Annotated in this window: 14 protein-coding genes and 1 pseudogene; 9 read left to right on the top strand and 6 right to left on the bottom strand. The window is 70.2% G+C overall.

The window, feature by feature from the left end:
* The first annotated feature begins 136 nt into the window (after positions 1 to 136).
* Positions 137 to 517 (top strand): hypothetical protein, encoded by a 381-nt coding sequence (locus OG607_RS32150; RefSeq protein ID WP_405730886.1) that lies wholly within the window; start codon positions 137 to 139, stop codon positions 515 to 517.
* Between the two features lie 95 nt (positions 518 to 612).
* On the opposite strand, the gene OG607_RS32145 is transcribed toward OG607_RS32150, so the two are convergent.
* Positions 613 to 1953 carry a jacalin-like lectin gene (locus OG607_RS32145; RefSeq protein WP_405737188.1) on the bottom strand — a complete coding sequence of 447 codons (1341 nt, stop codon included), beginning with the start codon at positions 1951 to 1953 and terminating at the stop codon, positions 613 to 615.
* Positions 1954 to 2210: 257 nt separating this feature from the next.
* On the opposite strand from OG607_RS32145, the gene OG607_RS32140 reads away from it, so the two are divergent.
* The 4 genes from OG607_RS32140 (at position 2211) to OG607_RS32125 (ending at position 6331) form a co-directional block, all read left to right on the top strand.
* Positions 2211 to 3122 (top strand): intradiol ring-cleavage dioxygenase, encoded by a 912-nt coding sequence (locus OG607_RS32140; protein WP_405730884.1) that lies wholly within the window; start codon positions 2211 to 2213, stop codon positions 3120 to 3122.
* A 225-nt stretch (positions 3123 to 3347) separates the two neighbouring features.
* Positions 3348 to 5186: a pyridoxal phosphate-dependent aminotransferase gene (locus OG607_RS32135; protein ID WP_405730882.1), complete on the top strand. Its 1839-nt coding sequence runs from the start codon at positions 3348 to 3350 to the stop codon at positions 5184 to 5186.
* Positions 5187 to 5195: 9 nt separating this feature from the next.
* On the top strand, positions 5196 to 5591 hold the full coding sequence (locus tag OG607_RS32130) for a VOC family protein (protein WP_405730880.1): 396 nt from the start codon (positions 5196 to 5198) through the stop codon (positions 5589 to 5591).
* 32 nt (positions 5592 to 5623) lie between these two features.
* Positions 5624 to 6331, top strand: a complete 708-nt coding sequence (locus OG607_RS32125) for a Clp protease N-terminal domain-containing protein (RefSeq protein ID WP_405730878.1) — start codon at positions 5624 to 5626, stop codon at positions 6329 to 6331.
* On the opposite strand, the pseudogene OG607_RS32120 reads toward OG607_RS32125, so the two are convergent.
* A pseudogene (locus OG607_RS32120) lies at positions 6328 to 6515 on the bottom strand (SAM-dependent methyltransferase); the annotation flags it as partial. The gene OG607_RS32125 and the pseudogene OG607_RS32120 overlap by 4 nt on opposite strands.
* Before the next feature lie 543 nt (positions 6516 to 7058).
* On the opposite strand from OG607_RS32120, the gene OG607_RS32115 reads away from it, so the two are divergent.
* Positions 7059 to 7853, top strand: a complete 795-nt coding sequence (locus OG607_RS32115) for an intradiol ring-cleavage dioxygenase (protein WP_405730876.1) — start codon at positions 7059 to 7061, stop codon at positions 7851 to 7853.
* Positions 7854 to 7866: 13 nt separating this feature from the next.
* Here OG607_RS32115 and OG607_RS32110 read toward each other — a convergent pair whose 3' ends face one another.
* Positions 7867 to 8661 (bottom strand): EI24 domain-containing protein, encoded by a 795-nt coding sequence (locus OG607_RS32110; protein ID WP_405730874.1) that lies wholly within the window; start codon positions 8659 to 8661, stop codon positions 7867 to 7869.
* 294 nt (positions 8662 to 8955) lie between these two features.
* Between OG607_RS32110 and OG607_RS32105 the strand changes: the two genes are divergently transcribed.
* Positions 8956 to 10251: a peptidase S8 gene (locus OG607_RS32105; RefSeq protein WP_405730872.1), complete on the top strand. Its 1296-nt coding sequence runs from the start codon at positions 8956 to 8958 to the stop codon at positions 10249 to 10251.
* Positions 10252 to 10494: 243 nt separating this feature from the next.
* On the opposite strand, the gene OG607_RS32100 is transcribed toward OG607_RS32105, so the two are convergent.
* Complete coding sequence (locus tag OG607_RS32100; RefSeq protein WP_405730870.1) at positions 10495 to 11022, bottom strand: hypothetical protein; 528 nt, start codon at positions 11020 to 11022, stop codon at positions 10495 to 10497.
* Positions 11023 to 11101: 79 nt separating this feature from the next.
* Positions 11102 to 12616 (bottom strand): alpha-N-arabinofuranosidase, encoded by a 1515-nt coding sequence (locus tag OG607_RS32095; protein WP_405730868.1) that lies wholly within the window; start codon positions 12614 to 12616, stop codon positions 11102 to 11104.
* A 114-nt stretch (positions 12617 to 12730) separates the two neighbouring features.
* On the opposite strand from OG607_RS32095, the gene OG607_RS32090 reads away from it, so the two are divergent.
* Together OG607_RS32090 and OG607_RS32085 are read left to right on the top strand one after the other, a co-directional pair.
* Positions 12731 to 14095 carry a glycoside hydrolase family 30 protein gene (locus OG607_RS32090; protein ID WP_405730866.1) on the top strand — a complete coding sequence of 455 codons (1365 nt, stop codon included), beginning with the start codon at positions 12731 to 12733 and terminating at the stop codon, positions 14093 to 14095.
* 324 nt (positions 14096 to 14419) lie between these two features.
* Positions 14420 to 16501 (top strand): alpha-galactosidase, encoded by a 2082-nt coding sequence (locus OG607_RS32085; protein WP_405730864.1) that lies wholly within the window; start codon positions 14420 to 14422, stop codon positions 16499 to 16501.
* A gap of 168 nt (positions 16502 to 16669) precedes the next feature.
* Here the strand turns inward: OG607_RS32085 and OG607_RS32080 are convergent, their stop codons facing one another.
* A complete protein-coding gene (locus tag OG607_RS32080; protein ID WP_405730862.1) occupies positions 16670 to 18613 on the bottom strand; it encodes a galactose oxidase-like domain-containing protein in 1944 nt (647 codons plus the stop codon).
* Positions 18614 to 18629 lie beyond the last annotated feature (16 nt).

The raw sequence follows: 18629 nt of genomic DNA, 5'->3' as shown, positions 1-18629 counted from the left end.
GACTCAAAAGAATCTCTGAGAATTACTCAGAAAAAGCGCCGAAGAGGCCTTATCCGTATCGCCTCACCGATATGCCGAACCCATTTCGGCTCCTAATATGTGAGCGTCCTCGAACCTCACATACAGGGAGCCCGCAATGCGTTCCGCTTCGTTCAAAGCCGCTGCCGTAGCCACCATCGCCGCCACCGCGCTCTTCGCGGGCGCCGCGTCCGCATCGGCGGCCGGGGCCGACGCCACGCACGTCAAGAAGACCTCGAAGAAGAGCAAGGGCGTCTCGGTTCTGCTGACCGACTTCCGGGGCGGCAACCTGGCCGTCACGGTGGACGCCACCGGCAAGAAGTCCACGAAGCACACCTGGGCCCTGTACGTGGACGGCCGCAAGGTCGCCGCCAAGTCCTACCTGGACAAGGACAAGTCGAAGACCTGGGTCATCAAGAACCTGCCCACCGGAGATGTGAAGCTCAGCGCCCCGGCCGCCACGGGCCAGGTCACCACGGTCGCGCTCGACGTGAAGTAGTCCCGTCCCCCGTAATGCTCCGGGCGGGCCGGTGAACTTCCCCCCGTATCCCACCGGCCCGCCCGGATCCCGCCCAATTCAGCTCGATTCAGCCGTCAGCGCGCGGTGTAGATGAAGCCGATCTTGTCGACCTCGTCGCCCGCCCGGCCGTGGAATCCTGCGATCTGCCAGCCCGAGGGCGCGGTGCGGGTCACGCAGTCCGAGGTGGTGCTGCCCCCGGCGAGCGTGTTGCCGAGGTTCGTCGTGAACTTCGCGTAGAAGATCCGCGTGTGGCTGCTGTAGACGCCCTCGCAGAGGGTCGCGGAGGTGACGTACTCGCCGCTGCCGAGGGTGAGGGAGTACGCCGTACCGCCCGTGCCGCCGTGGGTGAGGGTGGTGCCGTTGGCGAGCGTCAGGCCGATCTGGTCGACCCGGGAGCCGCTGCGCAGCGAGATCTTGGTGGCGCGGGCGGCGGCCGGGACGCTGTCGATGTCCTGGAAGTAGTCGCCGTGCGGGCCGCCGAACTGGTCGCTGAGCTGGAAGGCGGAGTTGCGGGACCAGGAGAACTTGACGGTGATCGGGTCGTGGTCGGAGAGCATGAGCCCGTCCGAGGTGAGGAACGAGGAGTGCTCGTTGTTGTAGTAGGTGGCGTCGAGGTTGACGAGCTTGCTGCTGCGGTAGAGGACCTTGTCCACGACCTCGCAGGTGTTGGGCACGGTGGTCCCGGTCTGGTCGCAGACCAGCGCGTCGCTGCCCTTGGCGGGGGCGGTGCCGCCGCGGATGAGCTTGACCCAGGCGTCGGTGAGGCCGTTGTTGGCGGCGAACTCGGCGATGGTGTCGGCGGCGCGGGTGTAGCGGGTGTTGGTGTCGCCCATGACGACGACCGCGTTGCCGGCCGAGTGGGTGCCGATGAAGGTGGTCAGCTGGGCGAGGTTGTCGGCGCGGGAGGCCTCGTCGCCGTCGTTGGTGCCGGCGTTGGTGTGCAGGTTGTAGAAGTCGACGTAGACGCCCTCGGAGAGGCGCTCGCGCATGAAGCTGAAGCCCTTGGGGGTCAGGCAGTCGCCCGAGTCGATCTGGCAGGAGTTCCAGCCGACGCGCTCGAAGTCGTCGCCGTCCCAGGCGTAGTTGGAGACGGTGTTGAGGCCGCTGCCGATGCCGGCGCCGCCGCTGGTGGCGGTGCGGTAGGGGTGGGTGTCGGTGGCGTAGATGTAGGCGTGGTAGTTGAAGTCCTCCTGCATGTTGACGATGTCGTACGGAGCGATCCGCTGGCCTATCGCCGTGGAGCTGGTGTCGCGGGGGGTGCTGGCGCTGGAGAGGCTCTCCGGGAGGCCGGCGACGTTGTACGTCAGCACGTTGAAGGTGCCGCTGTCGGCCGCGGCAGCGGGGGTGGCGCCGGTGAGCAGGAGGCCGGTGAGGGCGAAGGTGCCCGCGGCGAGGCCGCCGAGCAGTCTGCGCAGCATCGTCATGAGGGGGGACTCTCTCTGTCGGGGGTGCCTGTGGTGCCTGGGGGTGTAGCCGGTGGCAGCAAGGTGGCAGCCGGGGGCAGCAGCAAACCCTGTTCGGAGCATGCCAACGCACAGCAAACGCTTGCCGGACCATCGCCGTCAACGGTGGGAACACCAGTCTTTACCGATCGGTAACTCCCCCAGCCTCCTACGGAATCCACAGGTCAGTGAGGCGGCACTCACAGACCGCGTCGCTAGCGTCCGTGACCATGACAGATAACCCCAAACACAAAGCCGGAAGCACCATCAGCCGCCGCCGGGTGGTTGTCGGAGGTTCCGCCGCGGCCGCCGTGGCCGGTCTGGCTGTGACCGGCGCGGCGTTCGCGGACACCACGACCTCCGAGAAGACCACGGCGGACGCCACCGCGACCGCCACCTCCACCAGCGACGCCTGCTACACCCTCACCGCCGAGGTGACCGAGGGCCCCTACTCCCTCGACGGAGCACTGGTCCGCCGCAACATCAGCGAGGACAAGCCCGGCGTCGAGATCAAGTACACCTTCACCGTCCTGGACGTCGCCAACGACTGCGAGCCGCTGAACAACGCGCTCGTCGAGCTCTGGCACTGCGACCACCTCGGTGAGTACTCCGGCTTCGTGGGCGGCAACGGCCACACCGAGGACGACAACGGCACCTTCCTGCGCGGCGGTTACGTCACCGACAGCGACGGCAAGGTGCACATCACCTCGATCTGGCCCGGCCACTACGTCTCCCGTGCCGTCCACGTCCACATGCGCGTGCACATCGGCCAGACCCTCGAGGACGGCACCTACAGCGGCGGCACCATCTGCCACACCGGCCAGCTCTTCTTCGACCCGGACATCAACGCCACCGTCCAGGCGCTGTCCCCGTACTCGGAGAACACCACCGAGGAGACCCTGCTCGCCGACGACTCCGTCTACGACGACGCCGGCGTGAGCTCGGGTCTGCTGACCATCAAGGCGAAAGGCAAGAAGGCCAAGAACGGTTACACGGCCTGCATCACCGTCGGCGTGGACTCCACCGCGACCAGCACGGGCGGCGGCGGAACCCCGCCCAGCGGCGGCCCCACCGGCGAGCCGCCGTCCGGCGCGCCGACGGACACCGCGAGCGCCAGCGCGAGTGCGAGCGAGTCCAGCTGAGCGAGCGACGAGCTGAAGACCCCTCAAAACCGCCTGACCTCGGTCGAATAAGGACGCGATAAGGAGGAGAAGGCGGCACTGTAGCCGATCCGTGCTTCCCCTGTCTCCCAATTGCAACATGCACCCCACGTGTGGGTGACTATGGTGCACCCTCTTGATCGGAGGGCGGGGGAAGTAACGGGTCGTGCGTTTCGCAGCACGGTCCTTGACCTTGGAGGTCCCGCCGTGACTGTTGCAGTCGGCAATGCCGCTAATGCCGCCAGCGCTGTTGAGCTCTTCCGCTCCAGCACCGCACACAGCCCGTCGTTCTTCGCGCTGGACCGCGCCACCGGCGGCAACAGCAACATCGTGGACTTCTGCATCCCGTGCAACCCGTACTTCCCCACGCCCGCGATGTTCGAACGTCTCAGCGGGCGGCTGCGCGACATACTCACGTACTACCCCAGCGGCGCGGACACCACCATCCAGGAGCTGAGCAGCACCCTGGGGCTCAACCCCCAGACCGTCGCGATGGGCAACGGCTCGACCGAACTCATCACCTGGATCGACCACTTGCTGGTCCGCGAGAGCCTGGCCATCCCGATCCCCACCTTCGGCCGCTGGACCGACCAGCCGATGGAGACCGGCAAGCGCGTCGACATGTTCCTGCTCCCGGAACAGAACGGCTTCGCCCTCGACCCGGCCGCGTTCATCTCCTTCATACGCGCCCGCGGCTCCCGTACCGCCGTCATCTGCAACCCCAACAACCCCGACGGCGGCTACCTCCCCCGGCACGCGGTCATCGCCATGCTCGACGCCCTGTCCGACCTCGATCTCGTGGTCGTCGACGAGTCGTTCATGGACTTCGTCGACGCCGAGTCCTTCCCCAGCGTCGCCGACGAGGCCGCGCTGCGGCCGAATGTCGTCGTCCTGCGCAGCCTCGGCAAGAACTTCGGCCTCCACGGCATCCGCTTCGGCTACATGGTCGCCAACCCGGCCATCGCCGGGAAGATCCGCAAGGCCGTCCCGAAGTGGAACCTCAACTCCTTCGCCGAAGTCGTCGTCTTCATGATCAAGGAGTATCGCCAGGAGTACGCGGCCAGCCTGCGCATGCTCAGCCGCGACCGCCAGGAGATGATCTGGCAGCTCGCCGCCCTGCCCGGCATGACCGTCTATCCCTCCCAGGGCAACTTCGTCTTCGTCAAGCTCCCCGACGGCGTCGAGGGCGGCCTGCTGCGCGACCGCCTCCTGGCCGAACACGGCGTCCTCACCCGCGAATGCGGCAACAAGCTCGGCAGCAGCAGCCGCTTCATGCGCCTGGTCGTCCGCTCCCAGCCCGACGTCCAGCGCCTGCTCACCGGGCTGAGCACGGTGCTGTACGGCAGCACCTGGTACGCCGCCCCGCCCAGTATGGGCGGCCAGACCCAGCTGGTCCCCCCGGCCCAGGCCCCGGAGCAGCCCAGCACCCCCCTGGCCCCCGCCCCCGCCCCCGAGCCCGCCGCCCTGTACGCCGCCCAGCCGCAGCCCGAGCCCGTCGCCGCCCGCTACCCGACCCAGCCCCCGCAGCAGGAGCAGGCGACGCCGATGTACGCCGCCCAGGTCGTCGGCCAGCCCCAGTCGCAGGCCCAGCTCCAGCCGCAGTACCAGGCCCAGTACGCCGAGCCGCAGGGCCAGCCCCAGTACGCCGTCCAGCAGCAGCAACAACCGCAGCAGATCCAGCAGGCCCAGCCGCAGCAGCAGGCCCAGCAGCCCCAGCAGGCGGCCTACGCCCAGCCACAGCAGCAGGCCCAGGCCCAAGCCCAGCCACAGGTCCAGCAGCAAATGCCCCCACAAGCACAGCCCCAGCCCCAGGTGCGGGTCCAGCAGCCGCAGGCGCAGTCGCAGCGGCGGGCCCCGGGCCAGCCGAGCGCCGCCTACGCCCAGGACCCCCAGGCGCAGGTGCAGCCCGCCACCCAGTCGTCCGTCCAGGAGACCGCCGTCTTCTACCCCGACGCCGCCGCCGATGTCCCGCCCGCCTTCCTCCCCGCCCAGCGCAGCAGCGCCACATCCGGCCCGCGCCCCGCCCTCTACTGGCAGGACGCGTAGCCTGGCCGCATGGCCGCAGCCCCGCGATTCACCCTCAGGACAGTCGTTCTGGACTGCCCTGACGCGCATGTCCTCGCGGACTTCTACGGCCGCCTCCTGGGCTGGCCGGTGACCGAAAGCGAGCCGGGCTGGGTCCTGATGCGCTGCCCCGACGGCGGCACCGGCCTGTCCTTCCAGTCCGAGGCGGCGTACGTGCCGCCGGCCTGGCCCGAACAGCCCGGCGCGCAGCAGAAGATGCTGCACCTGGACATCCGCGTCGAGGACCTGGACGCCGCCGTGGCGCACGCGGTGACCGTGGGCGCGCGGCCGGCCGCCTTCCAGCCGCAGGAGGACGTCCGGGTCCTGTTCGACCCGGCGGGGCACCCCTTCTGTCTCTTCGAGGACGGATCGTCAACTTCGGGTTGACGATCCGAGGAGCGTCAACCTAAGGTTGTCGCATGACGAATCAGATCCGGCTCGACGACCTCATCGACGCCATCAAGAAGGTCCACACCGACGCTCTCGACCAGCTCTCGGACGCCGTCATCGCCGCCGACCACCTCGGCGACGTGGCCGACCACCTCATCGGCCACTTCGTCGACCAGGCCCGCCGTTCCGGCGCCTCCTGGACCGACATCGGCCGCAGCATGGGCGTCAGCAAGCAGGCCGCCCAGAAGCGCTTCGTCCCCAAGGCCCCCGGCGAGCTCTCCGAGAACGACCTCGACCCGAGCCAGGGGTTCAGCCGCTTCACCCCGCGCGCCCGCAAGGTCGTCGTGGCCGCCCAGGAGGAAGCCCGTACGGCGAGCAACGCCGAGATCACCCCCGAGCACCTCGTCCTCGGCCTCCTAAGCCAGCCCGACGGCCTCGGCGCCAAGGCGATCCTCGCCCAGGGCGTCACCTTCGACACCGTCCGCCGGACCGTCACCCTCCCGCCGGCCGCCGAGCAGTTGCCCGCGCTCATCCCCTTCGACCAGGGGGCCAAGAAGGCGCTCGAACTCACCTTCCGCGAGGCCCTGCGCATGGGGCACAACTACGTCGGCACCGAGCACATGCTGCTCGCCCTGCTGGAACAGGAGGACGGCACCGGAGTGCTCGCCGACCTGGGCATCGACAAGGCGGCCGTCTCGGAAAACGTCACCAGCGCGCTGGCGGCTCTCAGCGACTAGGGCTTACGGAAGAGCGCCGTCCAGAGGAAGGACTCGCCGAAGTACGGGGATTCGGGCGGCTCCTCGCGCATACGGCGCAGTTCCACCTCCGTCAGGTCGGAGAAGATCCAGCGCAGCGAGTCTGACCCGTCGCGCCCGCGGCGAAGCATGTGAGGGCGAGGTGGCCGCCGGTCAGGATGAGCCTGGCGGTGGGCGTAGGGCTGGTTTACTTTGGCCCGCTGCGCAGGCGGCCAACGACCCGTGACCGGGGGGATCTCCCCCACCCCGCCCCTTCCCGAAACCGGGGGGGCAAGCCCCCGGACCCCCTGAACGCCCTGCGGGCGTGTCCTCAAACGCCGGACGGGCTGAAGCTTGCCGTCCGGCCGGGAGGGGACACGCCGGGGTTCTCCCGCAGGCGACGAGCGAGGATCCCGGACACAAACCAGGCCGACCAGAGTCGCGAGCGCCGAGGAGAGATCCCCGGTGGTGGCACCGACCCCCAGGCCAACCCAGCCCGTCCGGCGATTGAGGACGGAACCAGCAACCCCGACCGACGGCACCGAAACCGCACCGGCGCAGGCGGCCTTCCCGGCGGCGTCCAGGGAGGTCTCTGAACCAGGGCCGGACGGGCTGAAACCCAGGCCCCCAGGAGCCGCCGACGCCGGAATTCAGCCAGATCGCGCCTCCCACGAAACACACAGTCCGCTGATATGTAATCCACAGCTTTCGTCCCTACGTTTCCGTGTCCATGACAGACACCCCCACACCACAGGACGCGGCGCACAGCCGCCGCAGCATCCTCGCCGCCGGCACCACGGCGGCCGCAGTCATCGGCCTCGGAGCCGCCGGTCTCACCTCCGCGTCAGCGGGAGCCGCCGAGGCGGCCCCAGCGGCCCCAGCGGCCGCGGCAGCCGCGGAGGCCGCTCCGGCGGCGGCCGCGGCCGTGTGCACGCTGTTCTCCGAGGTCACCGAGGGCCCCTACTACCTCGATGTCGCGCTCGTCCGGTCGGACGTGACGGAGAGCAAGGCGGGCCTGAAGCTCACGCTCAACCTCACGGTCGTCGACAGCAGCACGTGCGCGGTCCTGCCCAACGCCCTGGTCGAGATCTGGCACGCGGACGCGCTCGGCGAGTACTCCGGGTTCGTCGGCGCCAACGGCCACAGCGAGGCGGACGACGGCACCTTCCTCCGGGGCGGCGTGCTGACCAACTCCAGCGGCCTGGCGACGATCACCACGATCTACCCGGGCTGGTACCGGGGCCGGGCCATCCACATCCACCTCAAGGTGCACACCGGCGTCACCGTCTCCAACGGCAAGTACACCGGCGGGACGGTGGTCAACACCGGCCAGCTGTTCTTCGACGAGACGGTGACCACAGCAGTCGCCAAGGTCTCCCCGTACTCCACGAACACGGTCACCCGCACCACGCTCAGCCAGGACACCATCTACGGCGGCGGAGGCGCCCAGGACGGCCTGCTGACCCTCAGCGGCTCCACCAGCGCCGGCTACACCGGGACGCTGACGCTCGGCGTGGACACGTAAGCACCCAGCGCCCCTAATCCTTACGGAGGTTGGGCAGCCCCGGAGCCGTTACCGGCTCCGGGGTTTCCTCCTGCGCCGGCAGCAGATCCCGTACGAGGAGGGTCGCGCCGGCCACCGCCCCCGGCATCGCGAACACGGCGAGCAGCGGCACCAGGAAGAGCAGCACCAGCGGCACACCGAAGCCGAGGGTGAGCATCATCCGCCCGCGCAGCAGCCGCAGGCGCTCGCGCAGCGGCACCGCCCGGCGCTGGAAGGCGACCGCCGTGAGCTCCAGGGCGAGAAAGAACCCGGAGACGCAGAAGCCGACGACGGGCACGACGGTCTGGCCGACGAAGGGGATGAAGCCCAGGGCGAAGAGCGCGATGCCCCACGCCACCACGCGCACCAGCACCCGCAGGCTGTCCCGCAGCGACAGCCACAGCTCCCGCCACAGCGGTATGTCGGGGGCGTCCGGGGCGCCGCCCTCCGTCACGTCGACCCGCTCGGCGAGGGACTCGTAGAAGGGCTGGCCGACCAGCAGGGTCACCGCGGCGAAGGTGAGCACCGCGAGCAGCAGGCCGCCGCCGAAGAGCACGGCGGTGAGCAGGCCGCGGAAGAGGCCCTGCCAGGGAGAGCTCCAGCCGTCGGCGAAGGGCGTGGCCCAGGTGGTGGCGTCGTCGGCCCAGAAGGCGAGCACGACGAGGGCGGCCGCGTAGCCGACGAGGGTGATCAGGGCGGGCAGCAGTCCGAAGCCGAACCACCGGCCGTGCCGGAGGACCCAGCGCTGGCCGTCCGCCAGGTGTCGTATGCCTGCCGCAAGATCTCGCATAGGCCAAAAGGGTAGCGGCCGGGGAGCCGCAGCCCGATCGCGGTGGCGGCCAGCGCCGCGACCGAATCCGCAGGGCCCTCCGCACACCGCCTGAACCTGCTTCGGGCTTTTCTGTGAGTTCCCCCATGCGACTGCAATACGCGTCCCTCACAACGGAATTGGCGCGGCAAAGCAGCGGTCTGCATTGCCGGGAACCCCTTGTTGTCGCGCACACCTCAAGTCATGGTCATCACAGCCGACAAGCCAACGCACCCGCACCGCCCCTGCCCCAACCCACTCCCAGGAGGCAGTACGTTGCGCACCACACCCCCCACCAGACGGTTCCGCCGCGTCGGCGCGGCCGTCATCGCCACGGCAGCGCTTGTCCTCACCGCCTTCGGTTCCGCCGGCCCGGCCGACGCGAAGACCACGGTCGCCAAGGTCACCCCCAGCGTCACCTGGGCCAAGGCATGTTCGACCCCCAAGGCCGGCTACGCGGCCTGCAACGCCAAGCGCGTCACCGGCGGCGTCACCGAGTACATGGCGGACAAGGCGTTCAAGAAGGGCGTCACCCCCAAGGCCGCCGACGCCACCACCCCCTCCGGCTTCGGGCCGACGAACCTGTGGTCCGCGTACGGCCTGACCTCGGCCGCCGCGTCCAAGGGCTCCGGTGAGACGATCGCCATCGTCGACGCCTACAACGACCCCAACGCCGAGGCGGACCTGGCCGTTTACCGCTCGTACTACGGTCTGTCGGCCTGCACGACGGCCAACGGCTGCTTCAAGAAGGTGAGCCAGACCGGCTCCACCACCTCCCTCCCGTCCGGCAACACCGGCTGGGCCGAGGAGATCTCCCTCGACCTCGACATGGCCAGCGCGATCTGCCCGCTGTGCAACATCACTCTGGTCGAGGCGACCTCCGCCAGCTACGCCAACCTCGGCACGGCTGAGAACGAGGCCGTGGCGCTCGGCGCGAAGTTCGTCTCCAACAGCTACGGCGGCTCGGAGTCCTCCGCCGAGACCTCCTACGACACCAGCTACTACAAGCACGCCGGCGTCGCGATCACCGTCTCCTCCGGTGACTCCGCCTACGGCACCGAGTACCCGGCCACGTCCCAGTACGTCACCGCCGTCGGCGGCACCAAGCTGGCGACCTCCTCCACCACCCGCGGCTGGACCGAGACGGTCTGGAAGACCAGCAGCACCGAGGGCACCGGCTCCGGCTGCTCCTCGTACGAGACCAAGCCGAGCTGGCAGACCGACACCAGCTGCACCAAGCGCATGGAGGCCGATGTCTCCGCCGTCGCGGACCCGGCCACCGGTGTCTCGGTCTACGACTCCTACGGCGTCACGGCCGGCTGGTACACCTTCGGCGGCACCAGCGTCTCCGCCCCGATCATCGCCGGCGTCTACGCCCTGGCCGGCACCCCGACCAGCGGCACCTACCCCGCGCAGTACCCCTACGACTACGCGGGCACCTCGTCCCTCAACGACGTGACCAGCGGCAACAACGGCAGCTGCACCGTGTCCTACTACTGCACCGCCGCCACCGGCTACGACGGCCCGACCGGCTGGGGCACCCCCGAGGGGATCGCGGCCTTCGCGCCCTGACCCTGGCTCTGACCCGAAACGCGAATCAGGGCGGGTCCCTACCGAAAGGTGGGGGCCCGCCTCCTCGTGTCCTCTCCGACTAGGGCCTGTCCGGTGGATCTCCGTGGCGTCGCGTGCCCTGGCACCAGCGCTCGCGGCGTTGCCGAAACGCCCACAGGAAACCACCCTGTGGGCGCTCCGGCGCCTTGCGATCACAGGCACCAGACCCCGCTCCTTCACCCACGGAGATCCACCGGACAGGCCCTAGACGACGGTCTCGCAGGTCGTGGGGCCCGCCCCCTCGTCGGGGAGACAGACGTCGGCGTCGGCCTCACCGTCGACGGTGCCGGTGTTGGCGCCGGTGAAGATCACATCGCCGCCGGCCCCGCCGAGGATCTTGCCGGCGTTGTCGTCCACGTCGATGATGTCGCCCTCGCTGCCTCCGATGATGACTCCGGTGGCGAGGTTGTCGCCGTCCACATCGATGAGGTCGGCGCCGGCGCCGCCGTCGATGGTGCCGGCGTTGTTGCCGTCCACATCGATGAGGTCGGTGCCGCCGCCTCCGGTGACGGTGGTGCCCAGGTTGACACCGTTGTCGCACTCGATGTCGTCGACCGCGTCGGTGCCGGCGATGGTGGTGCCGGTGACCTCCACGTCGTTCACGGTGCAGGTGGTGGGGACAGGGGCCATGGCCCCGTTGCCTGCGGCGGCGAAGGCGGCCGAACCGGTGAGTGCCGAGGCGGCGAGCAGGGCCGTCATGGCGCATATGCGGATAACACGGATACGGATCATGGATCGAGCGTCAGCCCGCTGTCTCCGGCCCGCAATCGCAGCCGTCCAACCTGGTGAACGGCTGCGATCGGACGACACGTCAGGCGAGCCGGATCACGTTCCACGACAGCGGCTTGAGCGTGGCACGCAGCGTGCCGTCCTCGCCGATGGCCGTGCCGTCCACCGGGTGGGGGGTGACGCGGTCCGGGTTCTCCAGGCTGTTGACGGCATCCGGATCGTCGTCGGCGAGTACGGAGTGCTCGACGACCCGGCCGGCCGACAGACCGCGCAGGCCGATCTCCAGGGGGAGGGATTCGGTCTGGCTGCGGTTGACGGCGAAGACGGTGACCGCGCCCGTCGCGTCGTCGATGACGGCGGTGGCGTGCAGCAGCGGCACCTCGCCGAAGGCCTGGGTCTCGTGCACGGGGCTGTCGACGTTGACCTGCAGGACGCGGCCGCGGCCGTAGCGGCTGGCCTGGGCGAAGGGGTAGAAGGTGGTCTGCCGCCAGGCCGGGCCGCCGGGCTCGGTCATGATCGGGGCGATGACGTTGACGAGCTGCGCGAGGCAGGCGACGGTGACGCGGTCGGCGTGCCGGAGCAGGGCGATCAGCAGCGAGCCGAAGACGACGGCGTCGGTGACGGAGTAGACGTCCTCCAGGATGCGCGGGGCCTCCTGCCAGTCCTCGACCTGGTGCGGGTTGGGCCGGCTCTGGTACCAGACGTTCCACTCGTCGAAGGAGAGGTCGATCTTCTTCTTCGACTTCAGGCGGGCACCGACGTGGTCGCAGGTGGCGACGACGTTCTCGATGAAGGACTCCATGTCCACGGCCGAGGCCAGGAAGGAGTCGCGGTCGCCGTCCTTCTCCTCGTAGTAGGCGTGCAGCGAGATGTAGTCGACCAGGTCGTATGTGTGCTGCAGCACCGTCGCCTCCCAGGCGGCGAAGGTGGGCATGTTCTGGGCGCTGCTGCCGCAGGCGACCAGCTTGAGGTCGTCCGCCCAGTCCTGCTGGCGCATGGCGCGGGCGGTCTCGGCTGCGACCCGGCCGTACTCGTCGGCGGTCTTGTGGCCGGTCTGCCAGGGGCCGTCCATCTCGTTGCCGAGGCACCACAGGCGGATGCCGAAGGGGTCCTTGTCGCCGTGCGCGACGCGCTGGTCGGACAGCGCGGTGCCGGACGGGTGGTTGGCGTACTCCTGGAGGTCCAGCGCCTCCTGGACTCCTCTGGTCCCGAGGTTGACGGCGAGCATCGGCTCGCCGTCGATCTTCCGCAGGAAGTCGATGAACTCGCTCAGCCCGAACCGGTTGGTCTCGGTGGACTTCCAGGCCAGGTCGAGCCGGCGCGGCCGCTCGTCCTTCGGGCCGACGCTGTCCTCCCACTTGAAGCCGGACACGAAGTTGCCGCCGGGATAGCGGATGGCGGTGGTCCCGAGCTCCCGGACCAGCTCCAGGACGTCCTGGCGCAGGCCCTCCGCGTCGGCGGTGGGGTGGCCCGGCTCGTAGATGCCGGTGTAGACGCAGCGGCCGAGGTGCTCGACGAAGGACCCGAACAGGCGCGGGTCGACGTCACCTACGGAGAAGGCGGGGTCGAGGGCGAAACGAGCAGCGGTGCGGGACATGACTGCCTTTCAGGGAGTGCTGGTGCCACGGGGGTTGACGTTCCTTGCGACCGCCAATAACGTTCCGGCGGATTTACGGAAAAGTTCCGGAAGTTTTTCAGAAGGGAAGCTTCTGTGTACAGATCCATGCTCGCCGCACTCGCGGTCACGGCAACGCTCCTGACGGCCGCCCCGGCCACGGCACAGCCGGCCACCGGCACGGTCGACTTCTCCCACCGCCTCCAGTCCATCGACGGCTTCGGCTTCTCCCAGGCCTTCCAGCGCGCCTCCCTCATCCACGGCGCGCAGGGCCTCACGCCGGAGCACGGGCGCGAGGTCCTCGACCTCCTCCTGAGCACCCGCACCGGCGCCGGCCTGAGCATCCTCCGCCTCGGCATCGGCTCCTCCACCGACACCGTCTACGACCACATGCCCACCATCGAGCCCACCGATCCCGGCGGCCCCGACGCCACCCCCACGTACGTCTGGGACGGCGACGACGGCGGCCAGGTCTGGCTCGCCCAGGAAGCCAGGGCCTACGGCGTCAAGCGCTTCTACGCCGACGCCTGGTCCGCCCCCGCCTTCATGAAGGACAACGGCAGCGACACCAACGGCGGCACCCTGCTGCCCGAGTGGCGCCCCGCCTACGCGGCCTACCTCCGGCAGTACGCGGCCTTCTACGCCCAGGAGGGCATCCGCATCACCGACCTCGGCTTCACCAACGAGCCGGATCTCGCCACCTCCTACGCCTCCATGCGGTTCACCCCCGACCAGGCCGTCGCCATGGTCAAGGCCCTCGGCCCCGCCCTCCACGGCACCGGCATCAAGATCGCCTGCTGCGACGCCGCCGGCTGGGACCAGCAAGCCCCCTTCTCCACCGCGATCGAAGCGGACCCGGTGGCCGACCACTACGTGGCCACCCACACCGGCCACCCCTACGTCTCCGACTCCACCTATCCGCTCCCCACCGACAACCCCGTCTGGATGTCCGAATGGAGCCCCAACGGCTCCACCTGGAACGAGGCCTGGGACGACGGCTCCGCCTACGACGGCATCTCCGTCGCCCAGCAGATCGACCGCACCCTCACCGATGCCGGCGCCTCGGCCTACGTCTACTGGTTCGGCGCCTCCCTCGGCGCCACCCGCGGCCTCATCCAGCTCGACGGCGCCGACTACCACGTCTCCAAGCGGCTCTGGGCGCTTGCCGCCTACAGCCGCTTCATCCGGCCGGGCGCGGTACGGGTTGCCGCGGACGCGGCGGACCCGGCGGTCCAGGTCAGCGCATTCCGCAACCACGACGGCAGCCGTGTGATCGAGCTCCTCAACACCGGTACGGACGCGGTCTCCTCGACGTACGCAGTGGGCGACAGCGGTCACGGCTCCGTCTACCTCACGGACGGCACGCACTCCGTCGCCCGCGTCGGCGCCGCCACGCCGCGCGGCGGGCGGCTCGCCGTCCAGTTGCCGGCCCGCTCGCTGACGACGGTCGTGCTCCGGTAGGGAGGTCCCCCACCCCGCCCCTTCCCGAAACCGGGCTCCGCCCGGACCCGCTGGGGCTCCGCCCCAGACCCCGGTCCTCAAACGCCGGACGGGCTGAATTTTCAGCCTGTCCGGCGTTTGAGGACACGCCCGAAGGGCGTTCAGGGGTCCAGGGGCAGCGCCCCTGGTTTCGGGAAGGGGCGGGGTGGGGGAAAGAACCACTCGGCCGTCAGCCGCCACCCCACCCACCCCCACCGTTCGGTATTTCGAATACTGGCCGTAACTTCGAACGGAACATAAGCTCGGGAGCGTTTGCCCGTCAACGCCTCGGACAGGATTCAACACATGCGCACATGGGGCGACATCACCCTCCGCTTTCCGACCGCCGACCCGAGCACCGGCGCGCCCGGCCTCGAACTCCTCCCCACCGCCTTCGCGCACCGCGCGCAACCGCCCCGCTCCCGCATCGACGAGCCCGCCGCCCGCCACCACCCCGACACCGGCCCCGCCCGGAGCGTCGAGCCCCTGGCATCCGCGGCCCGCGCGGGCGACCCGCTGCACGAGCCCTTCGCCGGGGCCCGGACACTGCGCAGGAGCGCCACCGAGTCGGCGCTGCGCCTGCGCTCGCAGCAGACGGACGACGACAACGCCGTCACCACCGAGCTCGCCACCGGGGACGGGCTCGCGCTGGTCCACCGCATCACCCGGCACGACGGCTTCGTACGCATCCGTACGACCGCCGTGAACGAGGGCGACCAGCCGCTCACCCTGGACCTGCTCACGTCCTTCACCCTCACCGGCATCACCCCCTTCGCCGCCGACGACGCGCCCGCCCCCGGCCGCCTGGTCGTCCACCGCATCCGTTCAGCGTGGAGCGCGGAGGCACGCCCGGTGTCGGACCCGGTCGAGCGGCTCGGGCTGGAGCGGCCGTACGTCAACATCGGCACGGTCGCCGAACGCTTCGGGTGTGCCGGGAGCATGCCGGCGGCCGGCTGGATGCCGTTCGTGGCGGTGGAGGACACCGAGGCGGGGGTGATCTGGGGCGCGCAGCTCGCGGCGGGCGGGCCCTGGCAGCTGGAGCTGATCCGGGGCCGGGACGGGCTGGCCATCAGCGGCGGACCGGCGGACCGGGACCTCGGCGGCGGTCGCATCGTGCTCGGGCCGGGCGAGTCCTACGAGGCCCCGGAGGCCGTGGTGTCCGTCGTCCAGGGCGGACTGGACGAGCTCTGTGCCCGTCTCACCGCCGCCCAGTCCGGCCACCCGCGCCCCGGCCTGGAACGCGGGCTGCCCATCCAGTTCAACGAGTACGCCACCACCTGGGGCAATCCCACCCACGACCGGGTCCTGGCCCTCGCGGACCGCCTCCAGGGCACTGGGGTGCGCTACTTCACCGTCGACTGCGGCTGGTTCAGCGACCCGGGCAGCAACTGGTGGAGCAGCCACGGCGACTGGGAGCCCAGCACCGTTCGCTTCCCCGGCGGGCTGGCGGCCACGGCCCGCGCACTGCGCGAGCGCGGCTTCGTACCGGGGCTGTGGTGGGAGCCGGAGACGACCGGCGAGCTGTCGAAGGCGTACGCGGACCCGGAGCCGCATGTGCACCGCGACGGGGCCCCGGTCCATGTCTCCGCCCGCCGTTTCCTGGACCTGCGGCGGCCCGAGGTCACCGAACCGCTGCTGGACCGGATGGCCGCCGTCCTCAAGGACTTCGGCTATCTGAAGATCGACTACAACGCGAATCTCGTCGCCGAGGGCGCGGTCGTACGCGAAGTCACCGCCGCCTCCCAGGACTTCATCCGCGCCCTGTCGGCCCGCCTCCCGCACCTCGTCATCGAGAACTGCTCCGGTGGCGGCCACCGCATCTCCCCCGCCTACGCCGCCCTCACCGCCGTATCCTCCGGCTCCGACGCCTTCGAGGCCCGCGAGGCCCCGGTCATCGCGGCCAATCTGCAGCGCGTACTGCTCCCCCGCCAGTCCCTGGTCTGGGCCACCGTCCGCGCCGAAGACACCGAATCCGACCTCGTCTACAAGCTCGCCGCCGGCTTCCTCGGCCGCCTCTGCCTGTCCGGCGACCCGGATCTCCTCGACGAAGCCGGCTGGCAGCGCGTCACCGAGGCCCTGACCCTGTACCAGCGCGCTGCCCCCGTCATCGACGCCGGTATCTCCCACCACAGCGGTACGCGCCCGGCCGACGCCATGCGCAACCCCACCGGCTGGCAGTCCGTCCTGCGCGTCTCGGCCGACGGCACGCAGGCCCTCGCGGTGCTGCACGCCTTCGCCGACCCGGGCGGCTCCCCGACGGTCGACCTGCCGCCCGGCCACTGGACGGTGTCGGGCGCTCTCGGCTCGCCACTGTCCGTGGCCGGGACCCGGCTGCGGTGGCAGTCACCGCAGCCGTGGTCCGGGGCGGTCGCGTTGCTCTCATGCTGACCGGGCCCACAGTGCGGCCTGTGGCCGGCTGGTCGCGCAGTTCCCCGCGCCCCTTTCGGGGCGCCGTCAGAGCCGTCGGCCGGCCAGGAGCCGCCAGAGACCCGTGCCCCGAAGGGGCGCGGGGAACTGCGCGAGCAACCCACCACGGGCCGCAGGTCGGCGGAGTGCTCAACTCACGTGCACCCACTGGGCCTGCGACGGAACCCCCTTCGCGTTCGTGACGAAGAGCATGTACCAGCCGCTGGGCACCAGCGTCGGGTCGTCCGGGATCTTGACCGACAGCGCGTCGCCCTTACGCGTCACGGTCAGCTCGATCGAGCGCTGCTCGACATCCGTGGCGTGCGTGACCGCGCTCGGCCGCATCAGCCGGGCCTTGGCGACCGCCGAGGGATCGGCGGCGTCGAGCCGGGCCGTGTCGCCGCGCCCGACCGACAGCGCGCGCCGGGCCAGACGCGGCCGGGCGGACCGGTCACCGAACAGATAGGGCGGCGTGTAGACCTCGATGCGCTGCTCGAAGACGCCGGGCTGGGTGTCGTCCTTGTCGGCGAAGAGCGGGTTGGAGCCGAAGACCGCGATCCGGCCGTCGGGCAGGAGCAGCGCCTCGGAGTGGTAGTCCCGGCCCACCGTCGGGGCCGCCGCCTCGTGGAAGGAGTTGGTCGCCGGGTCGTAGAACTGGGCCTTGAGGATGTCGCTGGCCTTCTTGCCCCGGTAGTCGTGCGAGCCACCACTGGTGAAGACGGTGTCGTCCGGGGTGAGCACGGCGTTCAGGTACCGCGTCCCCTCCGGCAGTTCGGGTCCGTCCATGTAGACCGGCTTCTTCGCCTTGAGGTCGACGACCGCCGTGCGCGCCGTGGACGCGTGGGACTCGCCGACGCCTCCCCCGCCGAGCAGCATGACCCGCTGCCGCTGCGCCGGGGGCAGGAGCACCGAGGCCGAGGTCTCGGTCCGGTCGGCCTGGCTCAGCCCGGGCACGGGGGCGAAGGTGTTCTTCTCCAGGTTCCAGATGCCGGGGACGCGGCCCTGGTCGGCGGGGCCGTAGCCGGCGTTGGAGCCGGAGTAGAAGAGGTCGCCGCCCTGGGTGAGGAAGAGCGCGGGGTAGGTGGGGAAGTAGCGGTCGGGGCCCTTGGACCACTTACGGGTCTTCGGGTCGAAGATCTCGTTCTTGCCGGGGATGATCTCGCCCATGTCGTCCAGGCCGGACACGGCCAGCACTCGGCCGTCCTTGAGCGTCACCAGGGTCGGGTACCAGCGGGCCTCGGCCATGGAGTCGACGGTGATGTAGCGCTCGGCGACGGGATCGAACTCGTACGCCTCCCGCAGCCCCTGGAAGTCCTTCTTGTCCAGGCCGAGCTTGGCGGCGAGCCCGTAGACGTTGTCCGCGTCCTTGCCCTCGAGGCCGGCGATCGCGTACTGGTCGGCGGTGTTGCTGATGCCCTTCTCGCCCCGGACGGTCGCCTCCACGTAGACCCGGGCCTGGCTCGCGGTGACCTTGACGGCGGCCTTGCGCTTGGCCTTGGGCGCGTAGACCTTCTTGGTGGCGCGCGGCACCAGGACGTCGAACAGCGAGCGGTACGCCCGCCCCGAGGCGCCCACGAAGACCGTGCCCTTGCGCAGCAGCCGGGGCTTGTCCGGGTCCTCGTTCTTGATCAGCATGGCGCCGCCCGCCCGGGTGACGTCGCCGCCCAGCTTCTCGTAGCGGGCGGTGCCGCCGGCCACCAGCAGCCTGCCGTCGGGCAGCTGGGCGTGGCCGGAGCAGAACATGTCCTTCGGGGTGTCGACCTCCTTGAAGGAGTTGTCCGCCGGGTCCCACAGGACGCTCTGGAACCTGCCCGCGTCGAAGTTGCGCTGGTCGTTGCCGGAGCCCGCGATCAGCAGCACCTTGCCGGTGTGCAGCAGGGCCGCGTGAATGGCGTTGATCCGGAACTGTTTTGGCACGTCCAGCAGGTCCCAGTGGCCGTACAGCGCCTTGTACCTGGGCTGGTTGATCTTGTACTGGTGGTATTGGCGCTCGGCGAACCCGACCGCCGCCGGGGCGTTGAGCCCGGCCAGGGCGACGAGCGCGGTCGCACCGAGCGCGGTCTTGCGGAGCTGCGGGCTGGGGCGGTACCTCACGGGGGGCTTCCTTTAC

It is taken from the genome of Streptomyces sp. NBC_01537 (assembly GCF_045040445.1).
Taxonomy (GTDB): domain Bacteria; phylum Actinomycetota; class Actinomycetes; order Streptomycetales; family Streptomycetaceae; genus Actinacidiphila.
This window is presented reverse-complemented; position numbering and strand designations above follow the sequence as displayed.

Coding starts and splice junctions, on each gene's coding strand:
- OG607_RS32150 (WP_405730886.1), top strand. CDS start 137: ATGCGTTCCGCTTCGTTCAAAGCCGCTGCCGTAGCCACCATCGCCGCC.
- OG607_RS32140 (WP_405730884.1), top strand. CDS start 2,211: ATGACAGATAACCCCAAACACAAAGCCGGAAGCACCATCAGCCGCCGC.
- OG607_RS32130 (WP_405730880.1), top strand. CDS start 5,196: ATGGCCGCAGCCCCGCGATTCACCCTCAGGACAGTCGTTCTGGACTGC.
- OG607_RS32125 (WP_405730878.1), top strand. CDS start 5,624: ATGACGAATCAGATCCGGCTCGACGACCTCATCGACGCCATCAAGAAG.
- OG607_RS32115 (WP_405730876.1), top strand. CDS start 7,059: ATGACAGACACCCCCACACCACAGGACGCGGCGCACAGCCGCCGCAGC.
- OG607_RS32110 (WP_405730874.1), bottom strand. CDS start 8,661: ATGCGAGATCTTGCGGCAGGCATACGACACCTGGCGGACGGCCAGCGC.
- OG607_RS32100 (WP_405730870.1), bottom strand. CDS start 11,022: ATGATCCGTATCCGTGTTATCCGCATATGCGCCATGACGGCCCTGCTC.
- OG607_RS32095 (WP_405730868.1), bottom strand. CDS start 12,616: ATGTCCCGCACCGCTGCTCGTTTCGCCCTCGACCCCGCCTTCTCCGTA.
- OG607_RS32085 (WP_405730864.1), top strand. CDS start 14,420: ATGCGCACATGGGGCGACATCACCCTCCGCTTTCCGACCGCCGACCCG.